Origin of the sequence: Citrobacter sp. Cpo100 (genome assembly GCF_030332595.1) — a bacterium.
Classification (GTDB): Bacteria; Pseudomonadota; Gammaproteobacteria; order Enterobacterales; family Enterobacteriaceae; genus Citrobacter; species Citrobacter portucalensis.
On the sequence record NZ_JAOWHM010000031.1, the window covers coordinates 253144 to 272053 of the forward strand.

Annotated in this window: 19 protein-coding genes and 1 riboswitch; of the genes, 5 read left to right on the top strand and 14 right to left on the bottom strand. The window is 49.3% G+C overall.

Translation table 11 applies throughout. From position 1 onward, the window contains the following. Positions 1-3 precede the first annotated feature (3 nt). Both thiD and thiM read right to left on the bottom strand, forming a co-directional pair. Complete coding sequence (gene thiD, locus OGX96_RS08110) at positions 4-804, bottom strand: bifunctional hydroxymethylpyrimidine kinase/phosphomethylpyrimidine kinase (RefSeq protein ID WP_048234945.1); 801 nt, start codon at positions 802-804, stop codon at positions 4-6. Continuing rightward, positions 801-1589, bottom strand: a complete 789-nt coding sequence (gene thiM / locus OGX96_RS08115) for a hydroxyethylthiazole kinase (protein WP_198801550.1) — start codon at positions 1587-1589, stop codon at positions 801-803. The genes thiD and thiM overlap by 4 nt, the downstream gene beginning before the upstream one ends. A gap of 31 nt (positions 1590-1620) precedes the next feature. Next, positions 1621-1716: riboswitch (TPP riboswitch) on the bottom strand. 234 nt (positions 1717-1950) lie between these two features. Here thiM and OGX96_RS08120 point away from each other — a divergent pair. Continuing rightward, positions 1951-2283, top strand: coding sequence for an RcnB family protein (locus tag OGX96_RS08120; RefSeq protein ID WP_003834436.1), 333 nt, complete (start codon positions 1951-1953; stop codon positions 2281-2283). Positions 2284-2354: 71 nt separating this feature from the next. On the opposite strand, the gene OGX96_RS08125 is transcribed toward OGX96_RS08120, so the two are convergent. The 6 genes from OGX96_RS08125 to apbC form a co-directional block, all read right to left on the bottom strand. Then, a complete protein-coding gene (locus OGX96_RS08125) occupies positions 2355-3332 on the bottom strand; it encodes a fimbrial protein (RefSeq protein WP_198801549.1) in 978 nt (325 codons plus the stop codon). 8 nt (positions 3333-3340) lie between these two features. Beyond that, complete coding sequence (locus tag OGX96_RS08130; protein ID WP_198801548.1) at positions 3341-5821, bottom strand: fimbrial biogenesis outer membrane usher protein; 2481 nt, start codon at positions 5819-5821, stop codon at positions 3341-3343. Positions 5822-5833: 12 nt separating this feature from the next. Next, positions 5834-6517 (bottom strand): fimbria/pilus periplasmic chaperone, encoded by a 684-nt coding sequence (locus OGX96_RS08135; RefSeq protein WP_286582681.1) that lies wholly within the window; start codon positions 6515-6517, stop codon positions 5834-5836. Between the two features lie 54 nt (positions 6518-6571). Next, positions 6572-7126, bottom strand: a complete 555-nt coding sequence (yehD, locus tag OGX96_RS08140) for a fimbrial protein YehD (protein WP_198801547.1) — start codon at positions 7124-7126, stop codon at positions 6572-6574. A 284-nt stretch (positions 7127-7410) separates the two neighbouring features. Further along, positions 7411-7692 carry a DUF2574 family protein gene (locus OGX96_RS08145; RefSeq protein ID WP_048234930.1) on the bottom strand — a complete coding sequence of 94 codons (282 nt, stop codon included), beginning with the start codon at positions 7690-7692 and terminating at the stop codon, positions 7411-7413. 265 nt (positions 7693-7957) lie between these two features. Further along, complete coding sequence (gene apbC, locus OGX96_RS08150; RefSeq protein WP_198801546.1) at positions 7958-9067, bottom strand: iron-sulfur cluster carrier protein ApbC; 1110 nt, start codon at positions 9065-9067, stop codon at positions 7958-7960. Between the two features lie 164 nt (positions 9068-9231). On the opposite strand from apbC, the gene metG reads away from it, so the two are divergent. Both metG and OGX96_RS08160 read left to right on the top strand, forming a co-directional pair. Then, entirely contained in the window at positions 9232-11265 is a 2034-nt protein-coding gene (metG, locus tag OGX96_RS08155) for a methionine--tRNA ligase (protein WP_048215927.1), read from the top strand. Positions 11266-11470: 205 nt separating this feature from the next. After that, positions 11471-11929, top strand: a complete 459-nt coding sequence (locus OGX96_RS08160) for a YehR family lipoprotein (protein WP_103285543.1) — start codon at positions 11471-11473, stop codon at positions 11927-11929. 43 nt (positions 11930-11972) lie between these two features. Here OGX96_RS08160 and OGX96_RS08165 read toward each other — a convergent pair whose 3' ends face one another. Genes OGX96_RS08165 through OGX96_RS08175 form a run of 3 tightly spaced genes read right to left on the bottom strand, consistent with a single transcriptional unit; the run spans position 11973 to position 14891 of the window. Next, positions 11973-12443, bottom strand: a complete 471-nt coding sequence (locus OGX96_RS08165; RefSeq protein ID WP_003834454.1) for a YehS family protein — start codon at positions 12441-12443, stop codon at positions 11973-11975. 46 nt (positions 12444-12489) lie between these two features. Then, positions 12490-13209, bottom strand: a complete 720-nt coding sequence (btsR, locus tag OGX96_RS08170) for a two-component system response regulator BtsR (RefSeq protein ID WP_003840155.1) — start codon at positions 13207-13209, stop codon at positions 12490-12492. Then, positions 13206-14891: a sensor histidine kinase gene (locus OGX96_RS08175; protein WP_003834458.1), complete on the bottom strand. Its 1686-nt coding sequence runs from the start codon at positions 14889-14891 to the stop codon at positions 13206-13208. The genes btsR and OGX96_RS08175 overlap by 4 nt, the downstream gene beginning before the upstream one ends. Before the next feature lie 225 nt (positions 14892-15116). Here OGX96_RS08175 and mlrA point away from each other — a divergent pair, with 225 nt between their 5' ends. Beyond that, entirely contained in the window at positions 15117-15848 is a 732-nt protein-coding gene (gene mlrA / locus OGX96_RS08180) for an HTH-type transcriptional regulator MlrA (protein WP_003027351.1), read from the top strand. A 146-nt stretch (positions 15849-15994) separates the two neighbouring features. Continuing rightward, on the top strand, positions 15995-16102 hold the full coding sequence (locus tag OGX96_RS08185; protein ID WP_003027354.1) for a protein YohO: 108 nt from the start codon (positions 15995-15997) through the stop codon (positions 16100-16102). Here the strand turns inward: OGX96_RS08185 and OGX96_RS08190 are convergent. The 3 genes from OGX96_RS08190 to OGX96_RS08200 are packed head-to-tail and all read right to left on the bottom strand — an operon-like array spanning position 16083 to position 18904. Beyond that, positions 16083-16814 carry an ABC transporter permease gene (locus OGX96_RS08190; RefSeq protein ID WP_048234924.1) on the bottom strand — a complete coding sequence of 244 codons (732 nt, stop codon included), beginning with the start codon at positions 16812-16814 and terminating at the stop codon, positions 16083-16085. The two genes, OGX96_RS08185 and OGX96_RS08190, sit on opposite strands and share 20 nt — an antisense overlap. Further along, complete coding sequence (locus tag OGX96_RS08195; protein ID WP_060683543.1) at positions 16798-17745, bottom strand: ABC transporter ATP-binding protein; 948 nt, start codon at positions 17743-17745, stop codon at positions 16798-16800. Before OGX96_RS08195 ends, OGX96_RS08190 begins: the two co-directional genes overlap by 17 nt. Further along, positions 17738-18904 (bottom strand): ABC transporter permease, encoded by a 1167-nt coding sequence (locus OGX96_RS08200; protein WP_286582686.1) that lies wholly within the window; start codon positions 18902-18904, stop codon positions 17738-17740. Before OGX96_RS08200 ends, OGX96_RS08195 begins: the two co-directional genes overlap by 8 nt. Positions 18905-18910: the final 6 nt, after the last annotated feature.

Genomic DNA, 18910 nt, shown 5'->3' on the forward strand with positions numbered 1-18910 from the left:
CCATTACCACCACGCGTGGAAATGATGCACCGGACCAATTCCCTCGCCAACTTCCAGCGTGTCGGCCTGTGCCAACGCCGCTGAAAGCCACAGTTTGGCTTCCTGTACGGTATCGGCCCAGTTGTTATGGCGCGGACGCAGGGCTGCCAACGCCGCCGATAGCGTACAACCGGTGCCATGGGTATTTTTGGTCATCACCCTTGGTGCGGTAAAACGCTGCTCACCATCGCGCGTAAAGAGCCAGTCGGGGCTTTGTGCATCATCCAGATGACCGCCCTTCATCAACACTGCCTCGCAGCCCAGCGCCCGTAGCGCCCTTCCCTGCTCTAACATCTCCTGCTCAGTCTGCGCATGCGATGCCCCGAGCAGTGCAGCAGCTTCGGGTAAATTAGGGGTGATAATTGAAACCTGCGGCAGCAAACGGGTACGCAACGTTTCTACCGCCGAGGGCGACAGCAACGGATCGCCGCTTTTCGCCAACATCACCGTGTCCAGCACCACATTTTGTACCCGATGGCGACGTAAACGTTCGGCGACAGCTTCGACAATGTCCGTCTCCGCCAACATACCGATTTTAGTCGTATCAATACGCACATCATTGAACACAGAGTCCAACTGCGCGGCGACAAAATCAGGTTCAATGCGATACACCGACTGCACCCCACGCGTATTTTGCGCCACCAGCGCCGTGATAACGGAACAGCCGTAAGCGCCCAGCGCCGAGAAGGTTTTTAAATCAGCCTGAATACCCGCGCCACCGCTTGGGTCGGTTCCGGCGATCGTTAATGCGTTAATCCGTTTCATGCTTGCTCCTGGGCGTTCAGATTATAGAGGGCGTCGAGAAATGCCGGGACAAAGCTGCCCGGTCCGTTTGATTGTTGTGTGGCTATTTGCCCGGCCTGTTTCATCCAGCTACAGGCGGAGGCGACGTTATCAAGTCGGTCACCACGTAAAGCGCAACTGGCCGCAACAACCGCTGATAGCGCGCATCCGGTGCCCACCACACGAGTCATCAACGGGTCACCACCGTCCACGCAAACGGTACGCTGACCATCGGTGACGTAATCCACTTCGCCGGTAACCACGACAATGGTCCCAATCTGACGAGCCAGCGCCTGCGCTGCCGGAAGCGCAGCAACAGCCGTATCGGTTGTATCCACGCCACGTCCCCCACCGTTCATGCCGGCCAGAGCAAGTATTTCCGAAGCGTTGCCACGAATAGCAGCAGGCTGTAGTGACAATAATTCCAGGCAGAAGCGGCGGCGAAACGCAAGCGCGCCTACGGCAACGGGATCGAGAGTCCACGGGGTTTTAGCATGATGAGCCTGCTTAACTGCGGCACGCATCGCCGCGGCCCGTTCCCGAGTTAAGGTGCCGACATTAACCAGCAATGCACTGGCAATAGCGGCGAATTGGCTGGCTTCCTCAGGTTCGATAACCATCGCAGGCGATGCGCCCAGCGCCAGTAATGTATTGGCAGTAAAGCTTTGAACGACCTCATTGGTCATACAGTGTGTGAGCGGGGATAAGGTTCTAAATTGGTGCAAAGTGTGAGCCGCGAGCGCGCGGCTGTGCAGGTCAGGCTGCATGGTTCAGCTCCTGCCCGCGCGAAGAAGGGACACGAGCAGTGTCAGACTTCCCTACGCTGGCATTATCCAGATCAGGTGGTACGGGTATTTCTCAGCCTTCACCAGAAGGGCACCCCGAGTCGTTGAAACACAAACGTAATACGCTGGTTTCAGTAACAGGATACTGCCTGTGCTTAACGATGTAAATTGGCGCACTCCCCACTCCCGCAGTGAAACTACTGGTCAAGGTTGCTGCAATTCTGTACTTTCATTTACACTTTTTACGAAATGACTGGAGTGATCACAAAATAGTGCTTGTCAGGCATCCGGTATGCCAGGAATGATACATGACTGATTTTGATGACCCGAAGAGGTAGAGAGGATGGGTATGAAGAATAAAATGTTGCTGGGTGCACTTCTGCTTGCAAGCAGCGTCGTCTGGGCCGCACCAGCTGCAACAGCTGCCCCCACCGGTATCGATAAGTATGAACTGAGCAGCTTTATTGCTGACTTCACCCATTTCAAACCCGGTGACAAGGTTCCACCACTGTATCTCACCGAAGAATACACCATTAAACAGTGGAATCTGCGCAACCTGCCCGCGCCGACGGCAGGCACCCACTGGACCTACATGGGCGGCGCGTATGTGCTGGTCAACGATGCCGATGCTAAGATCATTAAAGCCTACGACGGCGAGATTTTTTATCATCGGTGAAGGTATTTAATTAAAATGAAGAACACGTGCTGTCCAATGGGCAATTCGTGTTCTATTTTTTATATATAAAATCAATCATATGCAATAGTAAAAACAACCTTGCTTTGCACTTTCCCTGTTCGTAATGATTCACCATTAATTCGTGCATACCTAGCACTAACTATAAAATTATAATATTTATCAACAACCCCCATCTTTTTTATTCTTTTTAAAACAGAGCCATTTTTTAGGGGGATACTAGTATCTGAACCACTGTAGATATTAAACCCCACACCTTGCGCACCATCAGCTAAAGTATTTTTTAATGTAAGCCCATCATCCGACCAATCGCCAGAAGAAATTTTAAGTGTTACCGGGTTTGTTGCTACATTATTAACACCATTACATTCTAACTTTAATGTATCAGAAACATTTCCTCCATATCTACCTGCATGTAAATCATTTATAGAAATGTTAGGTAATGTAATAGAATAATCAGACTGTAGGAATTTACACGTTGTTGGTTGGTGCGTTACATTAAAAATTATACTTTGTGCAAATGAAGCATTAAGCCCAAAGCATGCAAGAATATTTTGCCAACTGCAGCTAGAATTTGATGAGAATATAATCGCATCAGAAATAGTAAAGGTGTTCACATTAGAAGACCTCAGATTTACATTACCAGGAGCATCGACATACTCCATCTTAAGTACAATATTTTTTGTATTAAATAAACTTGCCGCCGAATATTGCTTTCCGAATATAGATGAACTTGGCGTATCTATCGGGAAATCACCTTCAACAGATGCATTTAACTTTATGTAGATAGGTTTCTCACCTGAAATATCATATAGCTCAACTATGTAATTTTGTAACGCATTGACCATATACATTTTATCAGTAGATAAATGACAAGTAAAATCACCATCGAAATTCGTATTGAAGTTTTGAGAACCCTCTCCGTCTGTTAAGGTAACACTAATATTATTACTCTTTTTTTGTGAGCCATTGCAAGTTGCATAAGACATCATAGGAAATAACATAATTAATATTATAAGATATTTTTTCATCTACCACCTCACCGACAAATATAAACTTTACTTTCATCAATCGTTTTATCGAAGGTGATTGAGCATGAAAGTCCCTGTTGCTTATCAATCGCCACTTTTATCTCCGGCGACACTTCATTGGTACGAATAAAAAGCTGGCTTCCCTGACCTACCACGCCAATATTGTGTCCATGAATATCTTCTACTTCATAACCAAACGTCAGCGGTGAACCATCAGGGCGTTGCGCCCGGATATACCAGGGTTTACGTTGGTCAGTATCAAACGTCGCCAGAACGACTGCTCCCCGATATGGGGCTGTATTACGCCGATTCCCTTGCAGATCGGTTTCGCTATTAGTATTAGAAACATCCAGCATCAAGTGGTTTTCACGATAAGGCGTCAACCCATCGTAGACCACCACACCATTACGGTTGGTGGTACGGTATTTTTGCCCATTTACATACGCCCCTTCCAGACCCGGTGCATGCATTACAGCAAACGTTTCTGATAATCGATTGGCTAAATTCACACCACCAGACCAGGCCACAAGGCCACCCGAAATGCTGCCGCCAGCTTGCGTATATTTAGACGACTGGCTGTAGCTGCCGTTAAGCGTAGCAACTGGCGCATTCCACGTCAGATTGCCGCCCGCTGTTGTCTCGCTGTCCTGCCGTTGATGACTGAGATTCACCCCATAGTTAAACTGATCGCGACTGCCTGCAGTACCGGAAAGCCCGGTATTGTTAGACGCAAAACCATCATCATCAAAAGTCGTTGAGTTCGACACATACAAATGTCTGCGCGGAGCGCTAATATCATCTCCCCAGTCAAACGGAATGGAGATAAAGATGTTAAAACGTTTATCTTCGTGATGATCTTCATCGTAAGTCTGACTAGCTGAAAAGGTATAGCTAATCCGTTGCCAGCTATTGGAATAACTCAGTTGATAATCTTTGCTGCTACCGCTACGCCCCCAGTAATCTCGCCACAGCGTACTGAGCGAGAATGAACCCCAGCCTTGCGGCAGAGACTGGCTGACGTTGGCCGAAAAACTGTTCTTACGACCAAAATCATTCTGATAATAATCTGCAATGTCATACACATCGTTTTCATCACGACGGTAGCTATTTTTGTTATTGGCCCAGACATGATCGTTAAACGTGCGATAGTCTTTTGAAGAGTAGCGATACGCCGCTAAGCCAAAACGGGTGGCGGTTTGCGTCAAATACTTGTTATAGGCAATCTGGTAGCTCTGCCCGTCAAACACATCACCGCTATCCTGCTTACTGTGGGACTGTGTTGCATCAACGGAAATCGCGCCAATACGCGTATTCCAGCCGGTACCCAACGTAAACGCATTGTAGTTATCCGCCAGCATGGTACCGCCGTACAGCGTTAACAGATTATTCAGCCCGTACTGATAGCTCATCTGTGCAAAGTCGGTCTGGTTACTGGCGCCTTCGATATGGCTACGCCCGGCGGCAAAATCATATTTTGAGACACCCGGCTGCAACATATTGGGCACCGCAGCATAGGGCACCAGATAGGTTGTTACCGATCCGTCCGCCTCTTTGATACTGACGTCAAGATCCGCACCGCCACCAGCCAACTGCAAATCAGCAATGGAAAACGGGCCTGGCGGGACTTCTTTCTGATAAACCACAAAGCCGTTCTGCTCGATGGTGACCAGCGCATTGCTTTGCGCAATCCCCTGAACCAGGGGCGTAAAATTCTGCTTTGAGTTTGGCAGCATCTGCATATCGCGATACAACCGTACGCCACGAAAGCGCACAGCATCAAAAATATCTGATGAGGTATACATATCCCCGGCACGCAGAGTGCCCAAAATTTGCGGGATGCCGCGTTCCAGATACAGGGTGTTGCTTTTCCACTCCCCGCTGCTGTCATCGGTTTTGTTATAGCTGGCATCAGAATGCAGCTGCCAGCCCAGCAGGTTTAACCCACTGGTAAAACGCGCATAGGTACTTTTGCTGTTACCAGAATCCTTATAGTCGCTGTAATACTGACTGGCATAATAGGAAGTATAGAAAGCATTGATGCCACGATCCCAATTCTCAGGAGGAACATACCCTTGCTCAAGTTCATCGACAAACGCCTGCGGAACGCTGAGATCCAGACGAAACGTGCCGATATTCCAGGCATAACTGCCCCCTTGCACCACCTGCTTTAGGGTTGGGCATTCATTCTGCTTGTCCAATGCTTGTATATTTATCCCCAGACGCGTTAATGCATCGCGGGATAGACAGGTGTCATCCGGATTATCCTTAACAGTAATATCATACTTACCACGCCACTGTTTATTGACGTAGATGTCAATATCATATTGGCCTGGCAGAGGTTGATTATCATCGAGGCGAAAATCAGAAACTTTCTCACCCTTCATTCCACCCATCATAAAATTTGTATCAAACGTTTCTTCTGCGGCATGGGCATCAATGCCAAGTAGCAACAGTAATACCGCCGAAGCAATCGGAGTCATCCTTAACATAACCAGCTCCTGTTATTTTAGGCTGACGTTATGGCTAATATAATTACCGTGATCGTCAATAATAGTCATTTTATACTGATTGGCATTAGCACTTTTTAATGCCACGTCTGTGCTGGAGAGCGGTGCAAGCATAATACTTTCGTTATTAATTTTAACATTATTAGCTTTTACTTCCGTCACCGTGACCCAGTTAGCGGCATCATTCTTAATGGAATAAATACTACCGCTACGTTTCATGGATAGTTTTTGAAACGTATGTTTATTAACTGGCGAGATACCTTTAGGTCGATAAAATAGTTTAATCCTATTCTGCATAGCAAACTTGAGTACATTCTTTCCTGCGCTATCAGGATTGTTTGGCGGAATATCCAGAACATTGAGAAAAAATAAACTTTCTTTGTTGTTAGGCAGCGTATTCGCCATTTTTTTAATTTTTAACTGCTGGCCAGAGTCCGCTGCGATCTTTGCTACCGGAGGGGTGAGCATAAACGGTACGTGAATTTTTTCCGGTGGTAACGAGCTGTCGCCATCATCAATCCACGACTGTACCAGTGAAGAGCGTTCACCCTGGTTCATCAATTGTACCAGAACTTCATTTTTTTCTGCCGGGTAGATAACACGCGTACCATAAATAACTACACCAGCATGAGCAGGGAGAGTAAACAAAAAAGGAATAAAACTAATGAGTCCTTTCATCTCAACCACCATATATAAGAAAGTAAAAACGGCGGCAAAGCCGCCGGAATAAAATCAATCAGTAGATACTTGCAATTTAATTACAGAGTTAACCTCACCAGCAGTCACCGTTGTCGCAGTTTTCGCATAATAGGCTTTAAAATCTAATTCATATTCACCATTATCGGTTGGTTTCAGCTTAACTGACTCTCCTGGTTGGATAGCTTTTGAAGCCCCACCACTTGCCCTTTCATTCTGCAGATATACTTTATATCCCACACCTTCCGCGGCCCCAGAACTTTTTGCGGTAATATCTCTGTATTGGCTAGTAAATCCATCCTCTATGAATGAAATGCTAGGGTTATTTTTCCCTTCACATTTAAATTTAATCTTTGAGCTAGATGAGTTAGTAAACCCTTCCAATTGTTCACCAACTTCTATTTGGCTTAAAGCGCTCTGACTGACATCAGGCATAACGATATTATCTTCAGCTGCACCACTGACTATAGTGCATGAAACAGGTAAAACAACCCCTTTAATAGTCAGTGTTCCTGTATCATCAGCAGCAAAAGCCCCAGCACTCATAAATACAGCAGACAGCACAGCAACAGAAATAATTGAACGTTTCATAATATCTTCCTTAATAAAATAATTTCTATTTGTTAAGAGGGTTAACTCTTGGATTTAAATTCGCACAACAAAAACGTTATCGCAATGTGAACACGTTGTTTTGTTGATTTAAAACAAGTTACCAATTGCAATATAATTGCAACAAATAAGTGAAGATAAACACTATTTATATATTTAATAAATTAGCGTTATTAATTGTCGTTTTTTATTTGTTAGAGAAATAGAAAAGCACTCATCATTCATATAAATGATGAGTGCTTAATATCAACACTGAGATTCTTAGTCTAATCGTAACGGTTTAACACTATCTGTCGCATAGAATCCCCTGGTACAGAAACGATCTCGGTCACGACGCCCTTCGCTGGAACAGGATCCACATGACTAACATTTGAAAGATGAAGAGATTGACCGCATTTCTGTTGAACGTTGTTATTCACGACGTCAGCACTACAGGTTGGTTCAACGACTCGCCCACTGATTGTTAAGGTCGCAGTATCGGAAGCAAAGGTAGGGGCGCTCATTCCATAAGTCAGAGCTATAATTCCCATCAGTAAACTTTTTTTCATTTTAATCGTTATTCCTGTGGTTAGCATCAAATAGCATACAGAGGACCTGTTCAGCAGATTATGGGCATAACACCCTATTTGAACCAATTGAAATTGTAGATTAATGAGATAGGTTTGATCAATTGTAATGATGCATCGAGGTGATTTATTCGGAAAAAGGCATGAATTATAAACGCAGAGTGAACAATATCGTAAGATTTTTAAATTTAATATATTCACCGCATCAATAATACATTGATACGGTGAATATCTGTAACGCTATAAATTACACCGCGCGGAAGGCAATCTCGCCCGGAATAACTTCTCCTTGCCAGTAGAGCTGTGCAGCCACTCGTCCTGCCAGGTCGCGGTAAATAGCAGTAAATTCGCTATCAGGACGGCTAATCACCGTCGGCGAACCACGATCGAGGTCCTCACGCAGAGAAATATGCAGTGGCATCTGTCCCAGCAGCTGAGTGTGATACTGCTCAGCCAACTTCTGTGCCCCACCGGTACCAAAGATCGGTTCATGGTGACCGCAGTTGCTGCAAATATGCATACTCATATTCTCAACAATACCCAGTACCGGCACTTCGACTTTTTCGAACATCACGATGCCCTTTTTCGCATCGATCAGCGCGATGTCCTGCGGCGTAGTGACAACAACTGCGCCCGTTACCGGAATGTTCTGCGCCAGCGTCAGCTGGATGTCACCGGTGCCCGGCGGCATATCCAGTACCAGATAATCAAGATCCGGCCATAAGGTTTCCTGCAACATCTGCAGCAGCGCTTTGCTGGCCATCGGGCCGCGCCATACCATCGCGTTATCGTCAGTGACCAGATAACCAATGGAGTTCGTTGCCAGACCATGAGACATGATCGGTGCCATGTGGGTACCATCTGGCGAGGTTGGACGCTGGTTTTCCGCGCCAAGCATTGTCGGGATAGACGGACCATAAATATCGGCGTCCAGAATCCCTACCTTCGCCCCTTCTGCAGCCAGCGCCAGCGCCAGGTTCACGGCGGTAGAGGATTTACCCACGCCACCTTTACCTGAACTGACGGCGATGATGTTTTTCACACCATTAATACCCGGCTGGTTTTTCACGCGTTTCAGCGTCGCGATGTTATGCGACAGTTTCCAGTCGATCGCTTTCGCACCGGTAATACGCAGCAGATCGGCGCTACATTGCTCTTTTAAGTCCTCAAACGCGCTATGCCAGACAAACGGCATGACCAGCTCAACGTGCAACGTGTCATCCATCCAGGCGACGTGGTGCAACGCTTTAAGCGTCGTCAGATTATGCTTCAGGGTTGAATGCTGAAAATTCGCCAGCGTCCCGGCAACCATGGCGCGCAGGGTCTCTGGTGATTTGGCCTGGGATTGTGCGTTCATCCCGACTCCTTTTTGTTGTTCTGAATATACAATAGTCACCAGGTAGTTTACTCCAACCGCAACAATTATTCATTTACGGATAAATGCCCTTATCGCTTGGCGCAGTAATTACCATTTTGGTACTATCAAAGCCCTTTTCACTACAAAAGAAGTAATTGCCCACTATGACTCAAGTCGCGAAGAAAATTCTGGTAACGTGCGCGCTGCCGTACGCCAACGGCTCAATCCACCTCGGCCATATGCTGGAGCACATCCAGGCTGATGTCTGGGTCCGTTACCAGCGAATGCGCGGCCACCAGGTTAACTTCATCTGCGCGGACGACGCACACGGTACGCCAATCATGCTGAAAGCACAGCAGCTTGGGATCACGCCAGAGCAGATGATCGGTGAAATGAGTCAGGAGCATCAGACTGATTTTGCAGGTTTTGACATCAGCTATGACAACTACCACTCGACGCACAGCGAAGAGAACCGTGAGTTGTCTGAGCTGATTTATACTCGCCTGAAGGAGAACGGTTTTATTAAGAACCGTACAATCTCCCAGCTTTACGATCCGGAAAAAGGCATGTTCCTGCCGGACCGTTTTGTTAAAGGCACCTGCCCGAAATGTAAGTCTCCGGATCAGTACGGCGATAACTGTGAAGTCTGCGGCGCAACCTACAGCCCGACCGAACTTATCGAGCCGAAATCCGTCGTGTCTGGCGCAACGCCGGTGATGCGTGACTCCGAACACTTCTTCTTTGATCTGCCGTCATTTAGCGAAATGCTGCAGGCGTGGACGCGCAGCGGCGCGTTACAGGAGCAGGTCGCCAACAAAATGCAGGAATGGTTCGAATCCGGCCTGCAACAGTGGGATATCTCTCGCGATTCCCCGTACTTCGGTTTTGAAATCCCGAATGCGCCTGGCAAGTACTTCTATGTCTGGCTGGACGCGCCAATTGGCTATATGGGTTCATTCAAAAACCTGTGCGATAAGCGCGGTGACACCACCAGTTTTGACGAGTACTGGAAGAAAGATTCTGACGCCGAGCTGTATCACTTCATCGGTAAAGATATCGTTTACTTCCACAGTCTGTTCTGGCCTGCCATGCTGGAAGGCAGCAACTTCCGTAAGCCGACCAACCTGTTTGTACACGGTTATGTGACGGTGAACGGCGCGAAGATGTCCAAATCTCGCGGCACCTTCATTAAGGCCAGCACCTGGCTGAAGCACTTCGATGCCGACAGCTTGCGCTACTACTACACCGCGAAGCTTTCTTCACGTATTGATGACATCGACCTGAACCTGGAAGACTTTGTCCAGCGCGTTAACGCCGATATCGTCAACAAAGTAGTCAACCTGGCATCCCGTAACGCTGGCTTTATTGCTAAGCGTTTTGACGGCATTCTGGCGGCTGAGCTGGCCGACCCGGCGCTGTATAAAACCTTCACCGACGCCGCAGCGGTGATTGGCGAAGCATGGGAAAGCCGTGAATTTGGTAAAGCTATCCGTGAAATCATGGCGCTGGCCGACGTGGCAAACCGCTACGTTGACGAACAGGCACCGTGGGTCGTAGCTAAACAGGAAGGCCGCGATGCCGACCTTCAGGCGATCTGCTCCATGGGTATCAACCTGTTCCGCGTGCTGATGACCTACCTGAAACCGGTTCTGCCAACGCTTGCTGAACGTGTTGAAGCTTTCCTGAACAGCGAACTGAGCTGGGATGCCATTGAGCAACCACTGCTCGGCCACAAGGTCAACACCTTTAAAGCGCTCTACAATCGCATCGACATGAAACAAGTTGAAGCGCTGGTTGAGGCGTCGAAAGAAGAAGTGAAAGCAGCTGCTGCACCGGTTACCGGCCCGCTGGCTGATGACCCGATTCAGGAAACCATCACCTTTGACGATTTCGCCAAAGTTGACCTGCGTGTAGCGCTGATTGAAAACGCCGAGTTCGTGGAAGGTTCCGACAAACTGCTGCGTCTGACGCTGGATCTCGGTGGTGAGAAACGTAACGTCTTCTCTGGTATTCGTTCTGCGTATCCAGATCCGCAGGTCCTGATTGGCCGCCAGACCATTATGGTTGCCAACCTGGCACCACGTAAGATGCGCTTCGGCATTTCCGAAGGGATGGTGATGGCCGCAGGTCCTGGCGGGAAAGATATCTTCCTGTTAAGCCCTGACGAAGGTGCAAAACCAGGCCAACAGGTGAAGTAAATCAAACATCTCAAGCGCTGCAACCGCAGCGCTTTTTTTTGCTACGCAAGTGCTTCCTCTAATCTTAACCCCTGCTCCATTTTCGGACTGCTTCGTTGTTAATATTAGATTTATTCTATACTGCTCTGGTATCAAGGTAGTCCGGGCTCACCAGATTCGTGGACGTTATTATTTAACATCCGATATTCATGAAATGGAGTTTTACATGAAAGCGTTACAAAAATTATTTTCTCTCGCCGTGGCATCGATTGTGGTTTTTTCCCTGGCGGGATGTGGTGATAAAGAAGAGACAAAAACATTCAATGCCAACATTAATGGTTCTGATATCACCGTCTCTTACACCTATAAAGGTGATAAGGTCCTGAAGCAAATCTCCGAAAGTAAAATTAGCTATGCGTCAGTCGGTGCCAGCAATAAAGAGGAAGCAGAAAAAGTATTTGACGCATTAAGCGCCAAATATCAGAACATTACTGGCATAGAAGAAAAACTCACCTATTCAGATACCTACGCGCAAGAAAATGTCACTATCGATATGGAAAAAGTTGATATAAAAGCGTTGCAGGCCATTTCAGGGATGAAGCTATCTGAAAACGCCGATAAAAACATCAGCATGAAGCAAATGCAAACGGTAATGGAATCGGCGGGTTTTAAAGAAGTGAAGTAAACCATTGGCGACCCGATGTTAATCGGCGTCGCCCATTTTCTCTTTATGGCTTCGCGTTATGTACCCGTGATGTCAAACCACGCAGAAAATAACGCAGGAACTGATCGCCGCATTCGCGATAGTTCTTATGATCAGGTGCACGCATCATGGCGGTAATTTCCGGCATCGACACACGGAATTTCTGCTCGGTCATAATAGCCAGAATATCGTCGGTTTTCAGCGAAAAGGCGATACGCAGCTTTTTCAGCACCGTATTGTTATTAACACGACGCTCCAGCGCCAGTTCCGGTGCAGAATCATCTTTACCACGCAGATGATAAATCAGGCCGTTTAAAAAACCGGAGAGAATGATATCCGGGCAACGAACAAACCCAGCCTCATCTTCTTTTGTCATCCAGGTATCGAAACCTGCGGAGGTGGATTCCATGTCAGCAAGCGCAAGAATACGCACCATGTCGTTATTGTTCGCTTTCAGGGTGTAGCGCAGGCTACGAAGAATATCGTTACTTAGCATAGAGCCTTCAACTGTCGGTGATGCAATGGCGCGCAGTGTATCAGTTTTACAGTCCAATCGCCTCTTTTAGACTTTTAAGATAACGACGACTCACCGGAACGGTCAGTCCGTTACGCAAAATCAGTTCCGCCTGACCGTTGTCTTCCAGACGGATCTCCTGCAATTGCGCCATATTTACCAGATATTGCCGATGACAACGCAGCAGAGGAGTACGGCTCTCCAGCGTCCTGAGCGTCAACTCAGTGAAGCCTTCTTTACCATCGCTGCTCGTCACATACACACCACTCATGCGACTGCTGATAAACGCCACATCATCCATTTGCAGCAAATAGATCCGGCTATGGCCGCTGCACGGAATAAACTTCAGCGCCTGCTGATTTTCTGGTAGCAGTGATACATCCTGCTTAGTGCGCTCCTGACGCAAACGGATCAGCGTTTTTTCCAGCCGTGCTTCTTCAATCGGCTTGAGCAGATAATCAAACGCATGTTCTTCGAAGGCTTTCACCGCATACTCATCAAAGGCGGTCAGAAAAACAATGTACGGACGATGCTCGGGATCAAGCATGCCAACCATTTCCAGGCCGCTGATTCGCGGCATCTGAATATCAAGGAACAGAACATCCGGACGCAATTTATGCACCGCGCCAATGGCTTCCACCGCATTCGAACATTCACCGACAATCTCGATGTCGCTTTGCTCTTGCAACAGGATCCGCAGATTCTCCCGGGCTAACGGTTCGTCATCGACAATCAGCACTTTGATCATGCCAGTTCCTCCAGAGGAAGTCGTAAAGTGATTCGGGTAAAGCGGTCAGGTTCACACGCTACGCTGATGCCAAAATCATCGCCAAACCGCTCACGCAGTCGTTTATCGACCAGATTCATACCCAGTCCACTGGCTTCTGAGGTTGGCTGATACAGCCCGGCATTGTCTTCGATATCCAGCATCAGATATTGCCCTTCGCGACGGGCGGTGATCGATACTTCACCGGTATCCAGTAACTGAGAAGTACCGTGTTTAATGGCATTCTCCACGATGGGTTGCAGAGTAAAGGCGGGTAATTGCTGATGCGAAAGTTCTTCTGGCACCGTCAAGGTCACCTGAAGACGCGACTGGAATCGTGCCTTTTCAATTTGCAGATAAGCATTAACGTGTTCAATTTCATCGGCCAGCGTCACAATTTCCGACGGGCGTTTTAAATTTTTACGAAAGAACGTCGACAGATACTGCACCAGTTGGCTGGCCTGCTCGCTATCGCGGCGGATTACAGCTTTGATGGTGTTGAGTGCATTAAACAGAAAATGGGGATTGACCTGGGCGTGCAGGAGTTTTATTTCCGACTGCGTGAGCATCGCTTTTTGCCGCTCATACTGCCCGGCCAGAATCTGTGCCGAAAGCAGTTGGGCGATCCCTTCCCCCAGCGTACGGTTGATCGAACTAAAGAGGCGGTTTTTGGCTTCATACAGTTTGATGGTCCCCATTACCCGCTGGTTTTCACCTCGCAGAGGGATCACCAGCGTCGAGCCTAATTTGCATTGCGGGTGCAAAGAGCAACGGTAAGGAACTTCATTCCCATCGGCATACACCACCTCTCCGGTTTCAATCGCGCGTTGGGTATATGACGATGAAATAGGTTTTCCGGGTAGATGGTGATCGTCACCAATACCGGTAAATGCCAGCAGTTTCTCACGATCGGTAATCGCCACCGCACCGATATCCAGCTCTTCATACAGCACCTGAGCAACCTTCATGCTGTTAACCTCGTTGAACCCCTGGCGTAAAATACCTTCCGTTGAGGCGGCAACTTTGAGTGCTGTGGCGGAAAAAGCGGAGGTATATTTTTCAAACATCGCCCGTTTATCGAGCAAAATACGCATAAATAAGGCGGCGCCCACGGTATTGGTCACCATCATAGGCGCGGCAATATTGCTGACCAACCGAAACGCATCGTCAAACGGACGAGCAATTAACAAGATAATTAGCATCTGCACCAGTTCGGCGACAAAGGTAATCGCCCCCGCAGTCAGCGGACTAAAGACTTTATCGGTACGACCACGACGGGTAAGCACGCTGTGCACCAGCCCGCCGAGCAACCCTTCCACAATGGTCGAGATCATGCAGCTAAGCGCAGTCATCCCCCCCATCGAATAACGATGCAAACCGCCGGTAAGACCAACTAAACCGCCAACCACCGGGCCGCCAAGCAGCCCGCCCATCACCGCGCCAATAGCGCGAGTGTTAGCAATGGAGTCATCAATGTGCAGCCCGAAATAGGTGCCTAAAATGCAGAAAATGGAAAAAGTAACATAGCAAAGCAGTTTGTGCGGGAGTCGGATAGTCACCTGCATCAGCGGGATAAACAAACGCGTTTTGCTCATGAGCCACGCGATAACGAGGAACACACACATCTGCTGAAGCAGCAGCAACACCAGATTAAACTCGTACATACCCGCCAACCACACATCACTTAAAAGCGCGTAACATACATGGGCTGCGTGTAACTTTCTTTGAAGTGTTGCAAAAAAAGACGAATTTGTGAGAACGATCACTCGAAAGCGCGAGCATGGTTACAAAATCACCCATTCATAGATCAAAAAACAGACAAAACTACCTGGTTCGCAAAAGAGCGTCTAAAGTAAAACTGGGACCTCGCGAGCAAGAGTGAGACGACGATGGCGCTTTACACAATAGGTGAAGTGGCTTTGCTTTGTGATATCAACCCTGTCACTTTACGCGCGTGGCAGAGGCGTTACGGATTACTTAAACCGCAGCGGACAGACGGCGGGCATCGCCTGTTTAACGATGCGGATATCGACCGGATCCGCGAGATAAAACGCTGGATAAACAACGGTGTCCAGGTCAGCAAGGTTAAAATGTTGCTCAGCAATGAGAGCATTGATGTGCATAACGGTTGGCGTGAACAACAAGAGACGCTGTTGAGCTATTTGCAAAGTAATAATCTGCATAGTCTCAGACTTTGGATCAAAGAGCGTGGCCAGGATTATCCCGCACAAACGCTCAACACCCATTTGTTCATTCCGCTGCGCCGACGTCTGCAATGCCAACAGCCGATCCTGCAGGCGTTACTGGGGATCCTCGACGGCGTACTGATCAACTACATCGCGATTTGTCTTGCCTCAGCACGTAAGAAACAGGGGAAAGATGCTCTGGTGGTTGGCTGGAACATTCAGGATACCACCCGTTTATGGCTGGAAGGTTGGGTCGCCAGCCAGCAGGGATGGCGCATTGACGTCCTTGCCCATTCGCTGAACCAACTGCGACCGGAGCTGTTTGAAGGTCGCACCTTGCTTGTCTGGTGCGGCGAGAACCAAACGCCCGCTCAGCAGCAACAGCTGAACGAATGGCGCGCGTTGGGTCACGATATTTATCCACTCGGTATTTAGAGCCTGGCCCATTAGGGCTATTTTGCTTGCCATTTCGAACCTGGGCAGTGCTCAAACTGTCTGCGCCAATAACGCCTACTGGTCCAGGCTCTTAATATTCTATTAACAAACGTGTACAATCCTTGGATTCACATAAGGAGTGCATAATGAGCGCAGCTAAAATCGGTGTCATTACCCTCTTCCTGCTGATGGCCATCGGCGGTATCGGCGGTGTCATGCTGGCAGGCTATACTTTTATTTTACGTGCCGGGTAAGATGCCTCGCTAATTTCTCAAACCCGCGGTCAACAATTACCGCCGCCAGCGCGACCAGCAGCGCTCCTTGAATCACATAGGCGGTATTGAACCCACTCAGCCCGATAATAATCGGCGTACCCAGCGTGTTCGCCCCAACGGTTGAGGCGATGGTTGCGGTGCCGATATTAATAATCACCGACGTGCGAATCCCGGCCAGAATCACCGGGGCCGCCAGCGGCAACTCGACTTTACGCAGCCGCTGCCCCTGACTCATTCCCATTCCGCTGGCAATATCCATCACGCTGGGTGAAATTCCGCCGAGTCCCGCCAGTGTTGCCTGCAAGATCGGTAATACGCCATACAGGATCAACGCGATAATTGCCGGTTCAGGACCAAATCCCATCACCGGTACAGCTATCGCCAACACCGCAACTGGCGGAAAGGTCTGCCCCACGGCGGCAATGGTTTCCACCATCGGCCGGAATTCCGCGCCCCAGGGTCGGGTTACCGCTATACCGGCCCCGGTGCCAATAAGTACGGCAATCAGGCTTGAAATCCCCACCAGGCCAAAATGGCTCAGTGCCAGCGCCGCAAAACTTTCCTGCTGATACACGGGACGCGGTAGCGCCGGAAATAGCGCACTGAACAAGGCCTGACTATGAGGCAACCCAACTAACAGGACCAGAAACAGGACAATAAGCCATAACAACGGATCAGCAAGACGTTTCACGGGTCGGCATCTCCGAAAGCAAATCACGAAAATGAAGCGTCCCGCAGGACACCCCCTGCGGGGTCACGACCGGCAAGACGTCGCAACCGCGCGCTACGAACACCGACAACGCATCACGCAGCGTCATTTCATCTACCAACGGTTCACCGGCTGTGTGTTCACCGCGACGGATAAAATCCCCTACCGTGCGAAGCGACAACAGACGTACGCCCAGTTCACTACGGCCAAAGAATGTTTGCACGAATTCGTTCGCCGGTGCTGTCAGCATCGACAGCGGCGTGCCTTGCTGCACTACCTTTCCTGCATCCATCAGAACCAGATGCTCCGCCAGCCTTAGCGCCTCGTCGATATCATGCGTCACCAGCACAATGGTACGCCCGAGCAGACGATGAATACGCGTCATCTCCTGCTGCAGCGCACCGCGAGTGACCGGATCCAGCGCGCCAAAAGGCTCATCCATCAGCAGTACCTGCGGATCTGCCGCCAGTGCGCGAGCAACCCCGACCCGCTGCTGTTGCCCGCCAGACAGCTGATGCGGATAACGATGGCGCAAACTGTCCTCAAGACCCAGCAGCGCCATCAGTTCGTCTGTTCGGTCATCAATACGAGAACGCGACCACTTTTGTAGCTGCGGCACCGTGGCGATGTTCTGCGCGACGGTCCAGTGGGGAAACAAGCCAATAGACTGAATCGCGTATCCCATGCGCCGCCTTAACTCCAGTACCGGTAGGCTGCGGATCTCTTCCCCGGCAAAGCGAATCTGTCCGCTGTCATGTTCAACCAGCCGATTGATCATTTTCAGCGTGGTGGATTTCCCGGAACCTGACGTGCCAATTAACACCGAAAAGCTGCCCTCCCCCAACCGCAGGTTAAGGTCGTCAACGGCTGTTTGCTGACCATAGGTTTTACTGACATGGCGAAATTCAATCATTGTTTGTTACCTTCAACAGCGCGAGCCCTAAATCAAACAGCGCATCAATCAATACCGCCAGTACCACAACCGGGATCACGCCCAGCAACACTAAATCGACGGCGCTACTGAGCAATCCCTGAAAGACCAGCGCGCCAAATCCCCCTGCGCCAATCAGCGCAGCAATCACCGCCATTCCCACCGTTTGCACCATCACTACCCGTAAACTGCGCAAGAAGACCGGCAATGCCAGCGGGAACTGCACCGAAACAAATCGCTGGAAAGTGTTCATTCCCATCGCTCGGGCGCTTTCCAGTACATCCCGCGGCACCTGATTCAATCCAGCCACAACGCCACGTACCAGCGGTAACAGCGCATACAGCACTAACGCAATAAGCGCAGGCGTCAGGCCGGTCCCGGCGACGCCGAGCGAACCCAACAAAGGAAAGTGCTTCACCAACCCGGAAAGGGGCGCAATTAACAGGCCAAACAGCGCGACTGAGGGAATGGTTTGGATGATATTCAGTACCGCAAAAACCGGCCCCTGACGGGAGACAGAGAAAGCACACCAGATGCCCAACGGCACACCAATAAGCAGCGCGGGCACCACGGTAGCGAACAGAATTGTCAGATGCTGCGCAAGGGCGTCGTTGAAGACATCCTGACGGTTGGCATATTCTTTAAGTAGGGAAAGTTCGTTAAACGTGCCGGAGAACAAAAGCACCAGCGGAAAAATAAACATTTGCGCGTGTAACAGCCAACGCCATGATGCCTGTTCGGTTATGCGACGAATGGCGTCACTGGCGGCCAGCAACATTAGTCCTAGCCCCAACCAGAACCCGCTGCCCAGGCTGGTTCTGGCCAGTGGACTTCCCGTCTGGGCCAGATACGTTGCCGTTGTTCCTGCGGTTACCAGCGCCGCAATCACTAGCAACTGGCTAATAACAAGCGTCAATATATTGCCGGGCTTTCCCGGTACAAAGCACAGAAAAAACAGCAGCGAACAGGCTACTGCCAATCCCCACGCCATGTCGGGCCGGATATCCCAGAGTTGGCGCCCCTCACCGGAGACCAGGCGATTAGGCGCATAGCTAATGAAAGGCAGCGCTGCCGCCGCGAAGGTAAGAAGTACCAGTAACAACAGCACCCGATTAACTGAAATCTTTGACAAAACACCCACCTGCTG